17 protein-coding genes are annotated in these 17330 nt (G+C 32.6%); 12 read left to right on the top strand and 5 right to left on the bottom strand.

Translation table 11 applies throughout. The annotated features are described in order from the left end of the window. Nucleotides 1-44: 44 nt before the first annotated feature. Nucleotides 45-1481 carry a S41 family peptidase gene (locus tag PHR76_RS09595; protein ID WP_300061591.1) on the bottom strand — a complete coding sequence of 479 codons (1437 nt, stop codon included), beginning with the start codon at nt 1479-1481 and terminating at the stop codon, nt 45-47. A gap of 117 nt (nt 1482-1598) precedes the next feature. Between PHR76_RS09595 and PHR76_RS09590 the strand changes: the two genes are divergently transcribed. From PHR76_RS09590 to PHR76_RS09570, 5 genes are all read left to right on the top strand, one after another. Continuing rightward, on the top strand, nt 1599-2108 hold the full coding sequence (locus PHR76_RS09590) for an RNA polymerase sigma factor (RefSeq protein WP_300061588.1): 510 nt from the start codon (nt 1599-1601) through the stop codon (nt 2106-2108). Next, nucleotides 2095-2553, top strand: a complete 459-nt coding sequence (locus tag PHR76_RS09585) for a hypothetical protein (protein WP_300061585.1) — start codon at nt 2095-2097, stop codon at nt 2551-2553. The genes PHR76_RS09590 and PHR76_RS09585 overlap by 14 nt, the downstream gene beginning before the upstream one ends. A 4-nt stretch (nt 2554-2557) precedes the next feature. Then, on the top strand, nt 2558-3091 hold the full coding sequence (locus tag PHR76_RS09580; RefSeq protein ID WP_300061582.1) for a DUF4252 domain-containing protein: 534 nt from the start codon (nt 2558-2560) through the stop codon (nt 3089-3091). Between the two features lie 73 nt (nt 3092-3164). Continuing rightward, nucleotides 3165-4376 (top strand): carboxypeptidase-like regulatory domain-containing protein, encoded by a 1212-nt coding sequence (locus tag PHR76_RS09575; protein WP_300061579.1) that lies wholly within the window; start codon nt 3165-3167, stop codon nt 4374-4376. A 4-nt stretch (nt 4377-4380) separates the two neighbouring features. Next, nucleotides 4381-4908: a DUF4252 domain-containing protein gene (locus tag PHR76_RS09570; protein ID WP_300061576.1), complete on the top strand. Its 528-nt coding sequence runs from the start codon at nt 4381-4383 to the stop codon at nt 4906-4908. A 74-nt stretch (nt 4909-4982) separates the two neighbouring features. On the opposite strand, the gene PHR76_RS09565 is transcribed toward PHR76_RS09570, so the two are convergent. Continuing rightward, on the bottom strand, nt 4983-5234 hold the full coding sequence (locus PHR76_RS09565; RefSeq protein WP_300061573.1) for a type B 50S ribosomal protein L31: 252 nt from the start codon (nt 5232-5234) through the stop codon (nt 4983-4985). A 230-nt stretch (nt 5235-5464) separates the two neighbouring features. Here PHR76_RS09565 and PHR76_RS09560 point away from each other — a divergent pair, with 230 nt between their 5' ends. The 7 genes from PHR76_RS09560 to PHR76_RS09530 are packed head-to-tail and all read left to right on the top strand — an operon-like array spanning nt 5465 to nt 11939. Continuing rightward, nucleotides 5465-5995, top strand: a complete 531-nt coding sequence (locus tag PHR76_RS09560) for a DUF4199 domain-containing protein (RefSeq protein ID WP_300061570.1) — start codon at nt 5465-5467, stop codon at nt 5993-5995. Beyond that, nucleotides 5995-6954: a glycosyltransferase family 2 protein gene (locus PHR76_RS09555; protein WP_300061567.1), complete on the top strand. Its 960-nt coding sequence runs from the start codon at nt 5995-5997 to the stop codon at nt 6952-6954. The genes PHR76_RS09560 and PHR76_RS09555 overlap by 1 nt, the downstream gene beginning before the upstream one ends. Before the next feature lie 41 nt (nt 6955-6995). Beyond that, a complete protein-coding gene (locus PHR76_RS09550; protein ID WP_300061564.1) occupies nt 6996-7487 on the top strand; it encodes an ORF6N domain-containing protein in 492 nt (163 codons plus the stop codon). Between the two features lie 5 nt (nt 7488-7492). Then, the gene (locus PHR76_RS09545) at nt 7493-9220 is read left to right on the top strand and encodes a phospho-sugar mutase (protein WP_300061650.1); all 1728 of its coding nucleotides are present in this window, start codon (nt 7493-7495) and stop codon (nt 9218-9220) included. Continuing rightward, nucleotides 9221-11047 (top strand): ABC transporter transmembrane domain-containing protein, encoded by a 1827-nt coding sequence (locus PHR76_RS09540; RefSeq protein ID WP_300061561.1) that lies wholly within the window; start codon nt 9221-9223, stop codon nt 11045-11047. Between the two features lie 20 nt (nt 11048-11067). Next, the gene (locus tag PHR76_RS09535) at nt 11068-11235 is read left to right on the top strand and encodes a hypothetical protein (protein WP_300061558.1); all 168 of its coding nucleotides are present in this window, start codon (nt 11068-11070) and stop codon (nt 11233-11235) included. A 2-nt stretch (nt 11236-11237) separates the two neighbouring features. Then, complete coding sequence (locus PHR76_RS09530) at nt 11238-11939, top strand: hypothetical protein (protein ID WP_300061555.1); 702 nt, start codon at nt 11238-11240, stop codon at nt 11937-11939. On the opposite strand, the gene PHR76_RS09525 is transcribed toward PHR76_RS09530, so the two are convergent. The 3 genes from PHR76_RS09525 to PHR76_RS09515 all read right to left on the bottom strand — a co-directional run bounded on the left by PHR76_RS09525 (nt 11936) and on the right by PHR76_RS09515 (nt 16970). Continuing rightward, a complete protein-coding gene (locus PHR76_RS09525; RefSeq protein WP_300061552.1) occupies nt 11936-12661 on the bottom strand; it encodes a hypothetical protein in 726 nt (241 codons plus the stop codon). The two genes, PHR76_RS09530 and PHR76_RS09525, sit on opposite strands and share 4 nt — an antisense overlap. Nucleotides 12662-12797: 136 nt before the next feature. Then, a complete protein-coding gene (locus PHR76_RS09520; RefSeq protein ID WP_300061549.1) occupies nt 12798-15263 on the bottom strand; it encodes a TonB-dependent receptor in 2466 nt (821 codons plus the stop codon). 9 nt (nt 15264-15272) lie between these two features. After that, the gene (locus PHR76_RS09515) at nt 15273-16970 is read right to left on the bottom strand and encodes a M23 family metallopeptidase (protein WP_300061546.1); all 1698 of its coding nucleotides are present in this window, start codon (nt 16968-16970) and stop codon (nt 15273-15275) included. Nucleotides 16971-17330 lie beyond the last annotated feature (360 nt).

The raw sequence follows: 17330 nt of genomic DNA, 5'->3' as shown, positions 1-17330 counted from the left end.
ATAAAAAGGATGTTGTCACAGGCATCCTTTTTTAATAGAAAAATTTATTGAAAAACAAATGGTGCTTTTTCCAAATACATTTCACTTCCAAAAACAGCCAATGATTTTCGGTCTTTAAAATTGAGTTGATTATTTTCTTTAAATCGTTCCCCTACGCGACCATTTTCAAGAATATATTGAATAGCGGTATTAAAAAGTGGTTCCGTTTCATTTCCCAACTCCCCTAAATTGGCTAAATTTTCAGCTTGTTCCACAAGTGGTTCAATTCCGTTTACATAATCGCCTTCTCCGTTTTTATCGGTTATACGCAATACAATTGGCTGCATTGCATATCGATGAGCACCACTTTTATTGTTTTTACCAAAAGTAGGCGAATCATACAAGGTGATCGAACCTACATTTTTTCCAACTGTTGTTGTTCCAATTTGTACCACTTGCATATAAGGCTTTAGACCATTAATGATTAGTTCACTTGCCGAAGCGGTGCTCCCACTCGTTAAAATATAAATTTTAGAAAGCGTTAAACTTTCGATAGCATTTCCATTGCCGATAACATTGGTAAAGCGATTGAGTAAAACTTCAGGATTTGTATCGTTAAAATAATTAGCTGCTTTTTCATTCCATTGTTGTTTTGAAAAAACTTGGTTGTAAAATTGCCCCGTAATCATACTTGCTAATCGGGTTGCTGTATCAACAGAACCGCCCGAGTTGTAACGTAAATCCAATACTAAATGCGTAATTCCTTGTGCTTTAAAATCTCCAAACACTTGGTTTAATTGATTTTCAAAATTTGGATAAAAACCATTATACAGTAAATAACCGATTTTTTTATTTCCTATTTCGGCTATATTGGATAGGTAAACGGGATTTTCCGTTAAATTTGATTTTGTTAATTCAACAAATTGACCATTAGGAACAATCGTTCCATCTTCATAGTTCGCTAAATGAATCGTATAGGAATCTAAACCCAATAAACTTCGGTAATTATCAGTATTTAAAGGCGTTCCATTAATGGCATGAAAAAGCATTCCTCGGACAATATTTTTGTTTTCTGCATCAGAATTAGGTAAAACATAACGAACCCAACCGTAAATTTCGGTGGTACTTCCTGCTTTGTATCGCAAGCCATAATCCATTCCGTTATTCTTTGTTGTTCCTTGTAAAAGTCCTTCTAAGACACGGTAATCATTAAAAATGACACTAAATCTATCTTTAGAACGGGCGACTAATAAATCTTCAAATAATCCTTCGGCAGAGGGATAACCTTCTAAAAAAATATTTAAATCTGCTTGGGTTGCAAATCGATTATCTGCTAAATTTTCTTCCTCAGCTTGCCATAAGTAATACAAATTTAATCCTTTCCAAACAAAATCATTCACTTTTAAAGCAGCTGGAACAGGATTATCGTCAAGGTCTTCGCAAGCTTGAAAAACAAAAGCTATAAAAAACACATATAGAAAAATACAGCCTGATTTTTTCATGATTTAATTTACATTATGAACGTAAATTTACATACTTTAGTTTTTATTAAATCATACTTTGTAACAAAATTGAAAGTTACTCGTCTAGCTTATATAACCAATCGAATAATCTAACCCATGAATCAGCAGGAATTCGTATCCTTGATTGCCCCGTTTAAAGACAAAGTCTTTCGGTTAGCCAAACGATTATTGGTTAGTACAGAAGAAGCTCAAGATGCAACGCAAGATATTTTGGTTAAATTATGGGATAAAAAAAAAGATTTAGGTAGTTATCAGAATATAGAAGCTTTTGCCATGACAATGACTAAAAATTATTGTTTAGACCAATTAAAATCTAAAAGAGCATCGAACATAAAATTGGTTCACACTAATTTTACAGATCGTGAGCCAAGATTAGACCAAAAAATAGAAGATGAAGACAGTTTGAGTTGGGTAGAAAAAATGATAAATGAATTACCCGAGCAACAAAAAATAATTGTTCAAATGCGTGATATCGAACAATATGAATTTGAAGAAATTGCTAAAATACTAGAAATGAATGAAGGAGCAATTCGAGTAGCCTTATCAAGAGCTCGTAAAACGATCAAGGAAAAAATAACTAAAACCCACCAATATGGAATTAGCTAAAATAGAAAAATTACTAGAAAAATACTTTCAAGGAGAGTCCAATCTTGCGGAAGAACAACAATTAAAACAGTACTTTTCATCAAAAAAAGTCGCTCCGCATTTAGCTGCTTACCAACCGCTATTTGGTTATCTTAATCAAAGTCAAAAAGAAGTATATCAAAAAGAGCTGCCTTTAAAACCAAAAGCATCTTTTTCTATTGCTTGGATTTCAATTGCCGCAAGCATTCTTTTTTTTGGCGGGGTTTTTGCCTATCTAAATTACAAACCCGCTTCTGACCCTATTCAAGTGGCTTCCGATTTAGGAACCTTTGAAAGTCCAGAAGAAGCTTTTGAACATACTCAAAAAGCCTTGAATTTTCTTTCAGAAAATGTAAACAATGGTGTTGAAGGTATCGTGTATTTGAATGAATTTGAAAAATCGAGAAACTTAATTTTTAAAAAGTAAAAAAATGACAAAATTTGTAACAACCCTAGTAATCTTTTTAATTTCAACCGTATTGTTTGGTCAAAGTGCTTTTGACAAATTTGACGGTCAAGAAGAAGTGAGCACCATCATCGTAAACAAAAAAATGTTTGAAATGATGGGCAAAGTTAAAATGGACACCAATGATAAAGAAGCCCAACAATATTTAAACCTGATCAAAAAATTAGATAATTTAAAAGTATTTGTTACTTCTAATCCCAAAATCACGACAGATATGCGTGCTACAGCCGACAAATATTTAAAAACGGCTGGTTTAGAAGAACTCATGCGAATGTCTGACGGTGGTAAAAATGTTCGCATCTACATGCGAGCGGGTGCTAAAGAATCTGAAGTAAGAGAATTATTCATGTTTATGGAAGGCGGTCCAAAAGACAAAGAAACCGTTTTATTATCCTTAACCGGAAACTTTGATTTAGATGAAATTTCTGCATTAACCGAAAAAATGAATTTGCCTGGAGGCGATGATTTGAAAAAAGCGGCTAAAAAAGGCAAAAAATAATAACTCCAATAAACTTTGTCAGTAGCCTACTGACAAAGTTTTTTAATTTCAAACTCCACTTCAATCTAATGATATGAAAAAAAAATATTTGCTTTTTTTTTGTTTTACAACCATCCTTACACAAGCTCAAATAGGAATTTTTCAAGGTAAAATTATTGATAAAACAACAAACGAATCAATTCCTTTTGCCAATATTATTGCACTCCAAACCACGCAGGGAGTGATTTCAAATGAAGATGGCGTTTTTAAATTTTATATTCCATCCAATGTTAAGACCATCGAAATTAGTTCAATGGGTTATCAATCACAAAAATTTGACGTAACGGCTATCGACTCTTCTTTTCAATCCATTTATCTGCACGTAGACGAAATTGCATTAGAAGAAGTATTTGTCACCAACAAACCCGTTTCTTCTATTTTAGCGAGTGTCATTTCAAATTCAAAAAATGCGTTGGACAAGAGTGTAAAACTCGAAACCTATTACCGTGAGTTTGTCAAAATAAATAACAAATATTCCAAATTTGCAGATGGATTAATCGATTTTTACTTGCAACCTAAAAAGAAAGATAAGTTAACTTCGGTACTTATTGTGAATCAGAGTCGTGCTTATCAATTGGCCGATGCTTCTGAAATTGAGAAAAAAGGAAAAGCTGACTTATCAGAAATGGATTCTTTTTTCGATATTCAAAAAGCAGCCAATGGATTTTTTAGTTATGATTATATTGAAAAAAACTTTTTGAACCAGAAAAAATCGGACTATTATGATTTTGAACTCCGCTCTAAAAAAGATCAAAACAGAACAACTATAGAAATTATTTATGTTATTCCGAAACCAGAAATCAAAGAAGCATTATTAGAAGGTAAAATTACGTACGACCCAATCAATCAAATTGTGTTGGATATTGATTTGAAAATGTCTGAAAAACACAAAAAAAACATTGAAATTACCAATGTTTTATTGTTTAAATATGCATTTTATGATATTCAAATCAAACAATCTTACAAGTTTGTAAACGGAAAATACATTCCAAGCTATAAAAAAACATTATTGGATGTCTATATAAAATTTGGAGGAAAAATGAACGACCGTTTAATGTCGATTAGCGATTTAGTAGTCACAAATTTTGAGGATACGATTACTAGTATTCCCAATAAAAATGAAGCTTTTCAAGAAAATAGTTTATATCCAAACGGCATGAATTATACCGGTCGTTTTTGGGAAACAAGTAATATCATGCCACTTTCAGAAAATGAAGAACGTATTTTAAAAACCTTACAAAACTAATCGAATGAAAAAGATAATCTTATCCTTAGTGGCAATTACTTTAATGTCTTGCGACCAAAATCCATCGCTGCAAAAATATTTTGTAGAAAAAACAGAATCTAGCGACTTTATTTCGGTTGATGTTTCGCCAAGTATTTTTAATAGCAAACCCGAACTTTTATCTGCCAAAGAGCAAAAAACTATGGAATCGTTAAAGAAAATGAATGTGTTAGCTTTCAAGGCCAATGAACAAAATCAAGGCCAATTTGACACCGAACGTTCTAAATTAAATGAAATTCTAAAAGATGAAAAATACCAACAACTGATGAAGTTTGGCTCTGGCAAAGAAGGAGCGGCAGTTTACTTTGTAGGAAAAGAAGATGCTATTGATGAATTTGTGTTATATGGCAATAAAAAAGATAGTGGTTTTGCAGTGATTCGAATTCTTGGTGAAAATATGAACCCAGAAGACTTTATGGTCATGCTTAAAGCGATTCAAAACTCAGACATCGATATGGAGCAGCTCAAACCACTTGAAGGAATACTAAAATAAACAAACTTACTTTAGAGCAAAAAAAAAATCCCGATAAACTCGGGATTTTTTTTGATATATAAGTTAACAGCAAATTATTTTGCTCTGCTAGCATATTTAGTTTTGAATTTATCAATACGACCAGCGGTATCAATAAGTTTAGATTTACCAGTATAAAATGGGTGAGATGTTCTAGAAATCTCCATTTTAAACACAGGATATTCCACTCCTTCGTGCATGATTGTTTCTTTTGTTTCAACGGTAGATTTAGAGATAAAAACATCTTCATTAGACATGTCTTTAAAAGCAACTAATCTGTAATTTTCTGGGTGAATTCCTTTTTTCATTTGTGTAAATCTTTTCTATTAATGGTTGTGCTTTATTTTGCGGCTTTTCAGTTAAGAAAAGGTATAAACCAAACACAACTTTTTGTTTATACTTTTTTATTTAAGCATGCAAATTTACAACTATTTTTCAATATTCAAATCTTTACTTGATTTTTTTTAACTATTTTAAAAATTGATATTTATACCTTAAATGGAATATTGCTATATTTGTACTTTAAAACAACAAAAAAATGGAAAACAGCATTAAAAAGAACGGCGTCACCTTAGGCATTATAATCGGTGTAATCTTGGTTTTAATAACCACTACAATGTATGTAGTCGATTTATCATTATTCACCAATTGGTGGATTGGAATTGTGAACTTCGTCATCATAATTGGTATTGCTATTTACAGTTCAATTTCAAGTAAAAAAGAATTAAAAGGAATAATGAACTACAGAGATGCTTTTTTAAGTTTTATTTTACCAATCATAGTAGGTGTTGCAATATATGTGCTTTATAATATCATTTTATTTAATGTTATAGATCCCGATGCAAAGATGGTCTTGACGGAAAATATTATTGCAATGACCAAAGAAACGATGGCTAAATTTAATGTTCCCGCCAGTGAAATCAATAAGGCAATTTCAGATATTGAAAGTAAAGATAATTTTGGTCCAATGGTTCAATTTCAATCTTATTTTTTTCAAATTGCATTCTATGCGGTTCTTGGCTTATTAGTTGCCTTGGTTTTTAAAACACCAACTACTTTTAAAGAATAATGAATCTATCCATAGTCATTCCACTCTTAAACGAAGAAGATTCGCTTCGTGAACTTCATGATTGGATTGTTTCCGTAATGGAAAAAAACGCTTTTTCCTATGAAGTTATTTTTATTGATGATGGAAGCACCGATGCTTCTTGGAAGGTCATTAATGCATTGGCTCAACAAAATCAAAATGTGAAAGCGATTCGATTTCAAAAAAACTATGGAAAATCGCAGGCTCTACACGCTGGTTTTGCTAAAGCTGAAGGTGAAGTTGTCATTACAATGGATGCCGATTTACAAGACAATCCAGAAGAAATTCCTGAATTATATACTTTAATTATTAATGAAAAATATGATTTAGTTTCCGGTTGGAAGAAAAAACGCTATGATTCCGTGGTTTCTAAAAATCTTCCTTCCAAATTATTTAATTGGGCTGCTCGAAAAACGTCAGGCGTTCAATTAAATGATTTTAATTGCGGACTAAAAGCCTACAAAAATGAAGTTATTAAAAACATAGAGGTTTCTGGCGAAATGCATCGCTACATTCCTGTTTTGGCAAAAAACGCTGGTTTTACAAAAATTGGAGAAAAAGTAGTGCAACATCAAGCCAGAAAATATGGCGAAACAAAATTTGGGATGGAGCGGTTTATCAATGGCTTTCTCGATTTAATTACCATTTGGTTTTTATCTCGTTTTGGCAAACGACCAATGCATTTGTTTGGAGCATGGGGATTGGTGATGTTTATGATCGGTTTTGCTGCGGCCATTTACATTGGAATTTCAAAATTATACCGATTATATAATGATTTGCCTTATGATTTAGTAACCAATAGTCCGTATTTTTACATTTCGTTGACCACAATGATTATTGGTTCACAGCTGTTTTTAGCCGGCTTTTTAGGCGAAATTATTTTACGCAATAAAGAAACAAACGAAAACTATAAAATTTCAAACAAAATAAATATGAATTAAATAAACCTAAACGCCATTTAAACTTTATAAACGCCAAAATCATGAAATTAGAAATTATTCAACAACAAATTAGTGAGTTGAGAGGACAAAAAGTAATGCTCGATTTTCATTTAGCCGAATTATATGAAATTGAAACTAGAACTTTAAAACAAGCTGTCAGAAGAAATAACAATCGTTTTCCTGCCGATTTTATGTTTGAACTCGATGAAAATGAAATTAAACATTTGGTGTCACAATCTGTGATACCATCAAAAAGTAAGTTAGGTGGTGCAAAACCTTTTGCCTTTACAGAACAAGGAGTTGCAATGCTTTCCAGTGTTTTGAATTCGGAAAAAGCAATTGCTATTAACATTGCAATCATGAGAACATTTGTTTCGCTAAGGCAATTTGCTCTAAACTATAAAGAATTAAATAATAAAATTACAGAAATCGAAAAGCAATTTCCTGATATTTACAAAGCGTTAAACTTTTTAATGGATAATGAAAATGCAACTTCACAGAAAGAACGAAATAAAATAGGATTTAAAAAATAATGAATATGCACATTCCTAACAACATTTTAGATAAAGTAAACGAATGGTTAACTCCAACATTTGACCAACATACACACGAAGAAATTGAACGCATGATAACTTCTTCTCCAAAAGAACTGGAAGAAAGTTTTTATAAAAACTTAGAATTCGGCACAGGCGGAATGCGAGGAATCATGGGCGTTGGCACCAATCGAATCAACAAATATACATTAGGAAAAAACACGCAAGGAATTTCAAATTACTTAAAAAAAGCTTTCCCAACTGATGCGTTAAAAGTAGTGATTGCTTACGATTGTCGTCACAATAGCGACACGCTCGCCAAAGTGGTAGCCGATGTATTTTCGGCCAATGGAATCCATGTCTATCTTTTTTCAGATATGCGTCCTACGCCCGAACTTTCTTTTGCCTTAAAACATTTAAGTTGTCATGCCGGAATTGTTTTAACTGCTTCACATAATCCGCCAGAGTATAATGGTTACAAAGTATATTGGCAAGATGGTGGGCAATTAGTTCCGCCTCAAGATGAAGAAATTATTCAAGTAATTGAAGACCTTAATTATGCTGAAATTAAATTTGAAGCAAATGAAAATTTGATTGAATACATTGACACAGTAATTGATGAAGCTTTTTTTCAATCTACAATAGATAATGCAAGCTTTGATACGCCAAAAGCTGCAAAAGAAAATTTAAAAATCGTTTATACTTCCTTGCACGGCACTTCTATCAAAGCGATTCCAGCTGTTTTGGCAAAAGCAGGTTATACCGATGTGAATATTGTCAAAGAACAAGAAATTCCAGACGGGAATTTTCCAACCGTCAAATCTCCAAATCCAGAAGAGCCTGAAGCGTTAACAATGGCTTTGGCTTTAGCCGATAAAACCAATGCCGATATTGTGATAGGAACCGACCCTGATTCAGACCGATTAGGTGTTGCCGTTCGAGATTTGGAAGGAAAAATGATTTTGCTAAACGGAAATCAAACCATGGTAATCATGACTGCTTTTCTACTTGAACAATGGAAAAGAGAAAATAAACTCGACGGAAATCAATTTATTGGTTCAACCATTGTGTCTACACCGATGATGCTCGAACTGGCTTCTGCCTATGGTGTAGAATGCAAAGTAGGTTTAACCGGTTTTAAATGGATTGCTAAATTTATCAAAGATTTTCCAAATCAAACGTTTATAGGCGGTGGCGAAGAAAGTTTTGGTTATATGGTTGGCGATGCCGTTCGTGATAAAGATGCCGTGGCTGCTACCCTACTCGTTTGTGAAATTGCTGCTCAAGCAAAAGCAGCTGGAAGTTCTTTATATCAAGAGTTGTTGCACTTATACATAGATTTCGGTTTTTATAAAGAATATTTAATTTCAATTACAAAAAAAGGAATAGAAGGGGCTAATGAAATCAAACAAATGATGGTTGATTTACGTGAAAATCCACTCACAAATATCAACGGTCAACGGGTTGTTTGTATAGAAGATTATGCTCAATCAACAGCAAGAAATTTACTAACCGATGAGCTAGAATTATTAGAAATCCCTAAGTCGAATGTATTGATTTATTACTTAGAAGATGGAACCAAAATTTGTGCAAGACCAAGTGGTACAGAGCCAAAAATAAAGTTTTATTTTAGCGTAAACGATTACTTAGCTACTATTGATGATTTCAAAAAAGTAGAAGCTACCTTAGACCAAAAAATTAAAAATATTGTGGCAGAAATGCACTTAAACTAAATGAATTACTTCAAAAAAATATTTCGCTTTGCGAAACCCTATAAAAAATACATGTATTTGAATATTTTTTTCAATATCCTGTATGCCTTATTTAGTGCTATTTCGTTTGTGGCTTTAATTCCGATGTTAACTGTTTTGTTTAAAGAAGACAAAAAAATAATGATTAAACCCGTATACAACGGGGTTTTAGAATTAAAAACATATTTAGAAGAGTATATGAGTTATTTCATTACTACCAATAATGAAAATCACGGCTCACAGTATACCCTTTCCTTGATGATTATTGGAATTATTTCGTTGTTTCTCTTAAAAAACTTGTTCAATTATTGGGCCATGTATTTTATCACTTTCCTTAGAAATGGTGTTTTAAAAGACATTCGAAATGCGATGTATAAAAAGACAGTAGAATTGCCACTAAGTTTCTTTTCAGAAAAAAGAAAAGGCGATTTGATGGCTCGAATTTCTACAGATGTATTGGAAATTCAACATTCCTTCTTATCTGTTTTAGAATTGATTGTTCGCGAACCTTTAACGATAATTTTCACGATTAGTATGATGTTTTTCATCAGCTCAGAGTTAACCGTTTTCGTTTTTATTTTTATTCCCGTTTCTGGGATGATTATTTCTCGCGTTGGAAAATCATTAAAAAAACAATCGGATAAAGCTCAACAAGAACAAGGTTATTTCCTTTCGATTATAGAAGAAACCTTGGGCGGATTAAAAGTGATTAAAGGATTTAATTCGGAATCGTTTTTTGAAAATAAATTCAAACAATCTACAACCCGTTTTTTCACGTTATCGAACACCATTTTAAACCGTCAAAACTTATCATCACCTATGAGTGAGTTTTTAGGAATTCTAGTAATTGGTATCTTATTATTATATGGAGGAAATTTAGTTTTAGTAGAAAAAACCTTATCTGGTGCTGCTTTTATCTCTTATATGGGATTGGCTTATGGTGTTTTAACGCCAGCTAAAGCAATTTCAAAAGCATCGTATGGTGTTAAAAAAGGAAATGCTGCGGCAGAACGTGTTTTGGAAGTTTTAGAAGAAGAAAATCCGATAAAGAGTAAGCAAAATGCAATAACGAAAGATACTTTTGATTCGGCTATTACAATTGAAAACATAAACTTTAGGTATGAAGAGGAAAATGTATTAAAAAACTTTTCATTAGTCATTCCAAAAGGAAAAACGGTCGCTCTAGTCGGCCAATCAGGTAGTGGAAAAAGTACGATTGCCAATTTATTGACTCGTTTTTATGACGTTAACGAAGGGAATATAAAAATTGATGGCATCGATATTAAGGATTTTAATTTGCATTCATTACGTGGTTTAATGGGCTTAGTTACCCAAGATTCTATCCTATTTAACGATACCATAAAAAATAATTTACTATTAGGAAAACAAGATGCTTCTGATGATGAAATTATTGAAGCCTTAAAAATCGCCAATGCGTATGAGTTTGTAAAAGAATTGCCTAACGGAATTGAAACCAATATTGGTGATGCTGGAGGAAAATTATCAGGCGGACAAAAGCAGCGGTTATCGATTGCTCGAGCGGTTTTAAAAAATCCTCCGATTATGATTTTAGATGAAGCAACCTCCGCTTTAGACACCGAAAGCGAAAAATTTGTTCAAGTTGCTCTAGAAAACATGATGCAAAATAGAACATCAGTAGTCATTGCACACCGTTTATCAACTATTCAAAAAGCGGATGTAATTGTAGTGATGCAAAAAGGAGAAATTGTAGAACAAGGAACGCATGATGAGTTGCTCTCCAAAAATGGAATGTATTCTAAATTGGTAATGATGCAAAGTTTTGAATAGAAGTGAAAAAAAAGTGAAAAATGACACAAAAACGATTTACGATAATTTTTTTGTTGATTAGTGTAAGTTTATTACTTGTCTTAAACGAATTTGGACTACTTGATTATATTGCTACTTATAGTTTTATAGTTATTTTAATTGCTTATCAAGCAGGACAGTACTCCACAAAATTTCCTAAAGAAAAATAAAAATGTATCTTCATAATCCAACAATAAAACTGCCGAAAGATTCCAAAACGATTATTTGGAAATACTTGGATTTATCGAAGTTTTTGGATTTATTATTATCACAAAAATTATTCATGTCGCGGTCTGATAAGTTTGAAGATCAATATGAAGGTACGTTTAGCGAACCCACTTTTGAGGAAATAAAAAAAATTGCAGAAAACAAACCTGAATTTTTAGATTATTACAAATCACGTCGAGAAAAAATCGTGATTAGTAGTTGGCATATCAACGAATATGAATCGTTTGCAATGTGGCAAATTTTCACTAAAAACAATGAAGGATTAGCCATTCAATCCACCGTTGAGCGTTTGCAAGCTGCTTTGGTTCCTGAACAAAAAACAAAGCAACATATTGGGCAAGTGAATTATATCGATTATAAAAAAGAACTCATTCCTTTTGATGACAATTTTTTCCCTTTTCTATTTAAACGAAAAAGTTTTCAATATGAACGAGAAGTTCGCATCATTACCGATGTAACGGAACTTGAAATTGAACTTAATCACGGATATAAAATTGACGTAGATATTCACCAATTGATTGAAAAAATTTACATTCATCCCAAATCTGAAAATTGGTATAAAAATTTAGTCATTCAATTAATGGCTGAGCTAGGCTTTACATTTGAGATAGAAAAATCAGATTTAGAAAGCGATATTTTAATTTAATCAAACGGTTTGTATTCGTTTAACTTCCATTCTTTATCCATTAAATCAACAAAGTAGTAAAAAACGGCATCGTCTTTATCAAAATCGCCATTTTTATTAGAATCTTCTTTTGTTCGAAAATACAATCGATTTTTAGATTCGATTAAATTCCAATCGATTAACTCCTGATAATCAGGCGATAATTTCATAAAATTATTTCCTGATATCTCACTAATATAGAGCGAATTAATATCATTGGTATCCAATTTTCCATCTTTATTAGTGTCTAAATCAGATAACGTATAAATAAGCATTTGTCGTTTCGTTTTCTCTGCCATCGAATAGAGATAAGTCGCCGATTGAATAACCACCGCCTTGGTTGTGAGCGGCTTAGTAGTGGTAGAATCAAGATGTTGGATGTAAATATTATTTAAATACCCTGTAATTTCATATCGGTCATAGTTTGAAATGGCATAACTCACTCGGCTTGTACTGGAAGAACCATAACTAAATTTTGAGCCACTACCATTATAAACTCGAACATCACCAATTGGATGAAGCAAGTAATTAGTTCCGTCCATTTGAATGGGTAAATCGGAAATTTTTATTTGCGTGGTGTCCCGTTTTATGGCTTCAGCTTGTGTATCTCTATAAGTTACTTTTGGTTTTTCTTGTTCTTCCTCTTTACAACCCAAAACCGTCAAAACAAGCAATAGAAAAATATATTTTAAGGAAGTTTTCATAGGTTACTATTTATTGATTTTATAATCTAATGCTATTACTTTATTATTTTTAGTATCGTTTTTATTAAAGCAATTGTTTACAGTGATTCTAAATTTAGTCCGTTTGCATTCAAAGATATAAAAAATTAATCTTTACTTAGAGTCGTGCAGCTAATTTCACATTAAAAACCCGAGTGGTCATGTAATTTGGAATGCCGTATTGCACTTTTGAATAAACATCTCGAACCCACGTATTGGTAATTGCATTTTGATTATTAAACAAGTTGAAAATTTCCATTCCAATCGATAAGTCTTTAAAACGTTTTAACCAATGTCCATCAGGTCTTTTTGCATTGTTTTCGGTTAATACATACGAAAATCCAACATCCGCCCGACGGTAATCTCGCAATCGCTGTTGGTAGTCATACGGATCGGCATACGAAGGCGAACCGCCTGGCAAACCTGTATTGTACACAAGGTTCAAATACATTTTCAAGCTTGGAATATTAGGCACATAATCTTGAAAAAGTATGCCAAATTTCAACCGTTGGTCTGTTGGTCTTGCGATGTAACCTTTATTTTCAATATTTTCCTCTGTTTTTAAATAACCAAAACTAAACCACGATTCCGTTCCCGGAACAAATTCGCCATTGATTCTAAAATCTGCTCCATACACAAAAGCATCTGTAACATTATCTGCTCGATAGCGTATCCGAACATTGTCTACCGTGTAAGCATTAACATCGGTAAGGGTTTTATAATATAATTCACTAACCAATTTAAAGGGTCTATCCCACATTTTAAAACTGTAATCATTTCCAACAATCAATTGAATGGACTGTTGGGCCTTTACATCGGGTTGCACTACGCCATAATAATCTCGTAATTCTCTATAAAAAGGAGGTTGGTAATAAAATCCTCCCGAAACTCTAAAAACCATATCTTTTTCCCAATCTGGTTTAATAGCAAATTGACCTCTTGGGCTAAAAACAGTTTGCGAATTGGACGTAATGTTATCGCCAGAAACTTGCCAATGCTGCATTCGAACCCCCGCATTGTACCAAACTTCACTAGAACCCAAGCTTGATTTCTTACTCCATTGTCCGTAACCTGAAATACGATTAATTGTCACAAAGTTAGTAGCTCGAACATTTTGATAAGGAACTAACGGACCAGTATAAGGCGAATACGGTTGGTCATTTACTGGAAAATCGCGTGGCGGATTTATAGAAAACCCCGCAGAATCGATGACTTCCCATTCAACTAAACGGTCACGAATATCTTCGCGAGTATATTTTAATCCCCATTCAATCGCATTCGTTTCGATTTTATGAAAGCCTTTTACTTCTGCATTTACAATCAAGGCATCTAAATTATTTCGTCCATGGTTGAGTTGTGTTCCGATTCCTCTACTAAAAGTAACATCACCCACTGTTTCAGAACCAATATTAGTATCTATTTCACCTAAATAATAAGCTGCAAAAATATCAAAATATTCTTCTTCCAGTGTGTGATAAGCCGACCCAATAAATTTTAGCGTATTGTTTTCATTAATATTAAATGATGTTTTAAAAGCACCAAAATACGTATGGTATTTATCTTTTTCTTGCCCTTCGTAAAAAACTTGCAAGGCTATCGGTTCATCAATAGTTCCAAAATTAGTTTGACGAGAAAGAGGTTGGAAATCATAGGTATTTTGAGAAATATTTCCTAAAAACCCAAATTGCCATTTTGCATTGGGTGTAAAAGTTAGGTAGGTTTGAATATCGGCAAAAGTCGGATTATAATTTGCATCTGTTTCTTGGCTATTGACCAGTAGACTATTATCACGATAGCGAATTCCGGTTATATTGGCCCATTTTTGATTTTTGCTCACACCTTCAACAGTTAAACTTCCACCTAATAAACTTGCTTCCAAAGCTGCGGCAAATTTGGTCGGAATGCGATAGGTAATATCCAACACCGACGATAATTTATCGCCATATTTGGCTTGAAATCCACCCGCTGAAAAATCAACATTTTGAACCATCTCGGTATTAGTAAAACTCAATCCTTCTTGTTGGCCAGAACGGACTAAAAACGGTCGATAAACCTCAATTTCATTGACATAAACTAAATTCTCATCATAGTTTCCACCGCGAACAGAATATTGCGTACTCAATTCATTATTGGAATTTACTCCAGGAAGTGTTTTTAAAATATTTTCGACACCAGCATTCGCTCCAGGAATCTGTCGAATCAGAATGGGTTCAATCGCTACAATTCCTTCAACCCTTTTTCGATTGCCAGAAGTAATTATTACTTCGCCCAAGAGTTCATCTGAATCACTCATATGAAAATTATATTCGTAATCTTCATTTGGTTTTAATTCTAGTTTTAGCGTGGCTCTTTTTAAGGAAATGTGTGTAAAAACCAAGGTAATTTTTTGATTAGCAGGAATAGTTAACAAATAAAATCCGTTTTCATTCGTGATGGTTCCTTTTTCTTGATAATTGATGGAAACACCCTCTACCGGTTTATTATTTTTATCTAAAATAATTCCTTTAATTCGAGCAGTTTGGGCATTTGAAACTAATCCTACACAAAAAAGCACTAGGCTAACTATAATCTGTTTTGTTTTCAAAAGATAAATTTAAGGTTTTTGACTTCTAAAAAAATGTGATTCAAATATAGTTGAATTTCCGATATTATCAGTAACAACTATTTTTAATTCATTCTTTCCTTCGATAACGACACTATCTGAAAAATCGTGTGTTATTTTTTTAGTTTTATAATCATAATCGAATAAAATCCATTTTCCATTCAAGAAACCATCATAGGTTTTAATTCCCGAAAGTTCATCCGAAATTTCAAATTCAAGCGTATTCTGTTTGCTTAACCATTTGCCTTCCTGAAAATTAACTGCTTTTAATAGCGGAGGATCATTGTCTTTTATCAAGGAAAACTGGCCTAAATTACGTGTCCAAGCCGTAAATTTATTTCCTTTAATTTTCGTTTTGTTATAATAAATTTTTTTGCCTTCTACATTCGCAATAAAATAATGTTCCCGTTCCTTTTCAGGGATAGAATCTACTTCAAACGTAACCGAAAAATTTGCATGAACCGGAACCGAATCATCGTGCAAATACAGTATGTTCTTTTTTACATCAAAATTTAAGTAGAAATCATCATAAAAAATGTTTTCTGGAAAATAGACAGTTACATTCTCTTTCACAAAATTATATTCCTGAGCCGATTTAATAAAATAGTTTGTTTTAGTGTTTTTAGCAGGGATTTTTATTTCTTGTTTTGCATATTCTAAAGGAATGGTCACCGACGTTTTATTGTTATTAAAATCGGAAATCTCTACTTTATATATGGAAGACATATTTGGTGAAAGAGCAATAATTCCATTTTTGTCATTCGATGAAATAATACTTAACGGAAATTTTTTAGTGAAAAATAATTTTTGAACCCGTTGATTCATTTTTTTATACCGACCGTAATCAATAAATGCATTAATATAACGCGTCTCATCATAACTAAAGGTATTTAAAAGCAGTTCGAAACTTGGTTTTCCGTCTAAACTTGCTTTTAATTGAAAAATTCCGTTTTTCGAATAATTATTATCCGACCCATCAAACGTGTTGACTCCAACGCCAACTTTTCCTGTTACTTTTACTTTTGAAGCCAAATAGGTTCCATCTTTTTGTAAGGAAATCGGAACAGAAATTGGAATTTGAGATTGATTGACGATAGATTCTTCCGTTAACGGATATAAAACGATTTCATTAACAATAGGAGCTTTAGTATCTTTTATTTTATCGGAAAGACCAAAATACAACGGATTAATTATTTTTTCAGTTTTGGTATCTCTATATTCAAAGTGCAAATGAGGTCCGCCTGAACCGCCTGTATTTCCAGTCAACGCAATTACTTCACCTTGTTTCACTATTAATTCTTCTTGAGACGGAAATAAATCTACTTCAAAACTTTGTTGTTCATATTGTTTCATTTTTAAGTATGCCTCAATTTTGGGAGATGTTTGCAATAAATGACCATAAACGGAAGTAAATCCGTTGGGGTGAGTAATATATATCGCTTTTCCATAACCAAAAGTAGAAATTTTGATTCGAGACACATAGCCATCCGCTGTAGCGAAAACTTGGAAGCCCGTTTTTGATTGCGTTTTAAAATCTAAACCAGAATGAAAATGATTCGAACGCAATTCGCCAAAACTTCCAGAAAGAAATAGCGGAATATCAAGCGGAGCGATAAAATAATCTTTAGGATACTGCTCTTGTGAACAGACTGAAATTGAGGCAAAAAGTAGGATGATTAAGAATTTCATGGCGTTTATTTTTTTGCTAATCTACTTAAATTTATAGAAATATCAAATCCAAAATTAAAAATTACAAACAGTATAAAACGACCAATAATCAAGAAATAAAAATAAGATTATAAAATTTATTTCATTTATTTGCGATAATCGAATAGGAATACTAACTTTGTAAATCGTGTAGTGAACACAAGTTACGATGAGTGAAATGATAGAAATTGTTGATTCTCTAGAGAATAGACTCGCCAAGCTAATTAGTAAAATGCAAGGTTTGGAGCGTACTATTGAAAATTTGAGAAAAGAATTAAATCAATCCATGCATTCTATACAAAATCAAGCCGATGAAATAGAAAGCTTGAAAAAACAGTATGA

This window comes from Flavobacterium sp., from assembly GCF_028689845.1.
In the GTDB taxonomy this organism is placed as follows: Bacteria; Bacteroidota; Bacteroidia; order Flavobacteriales; family Flavobacteriaceae; genus Flavobacterium.
Note: the sequence above shows the minus strand (reverse complement) of the source record. Positions and strands in the feature narration are given on the sequence as shown.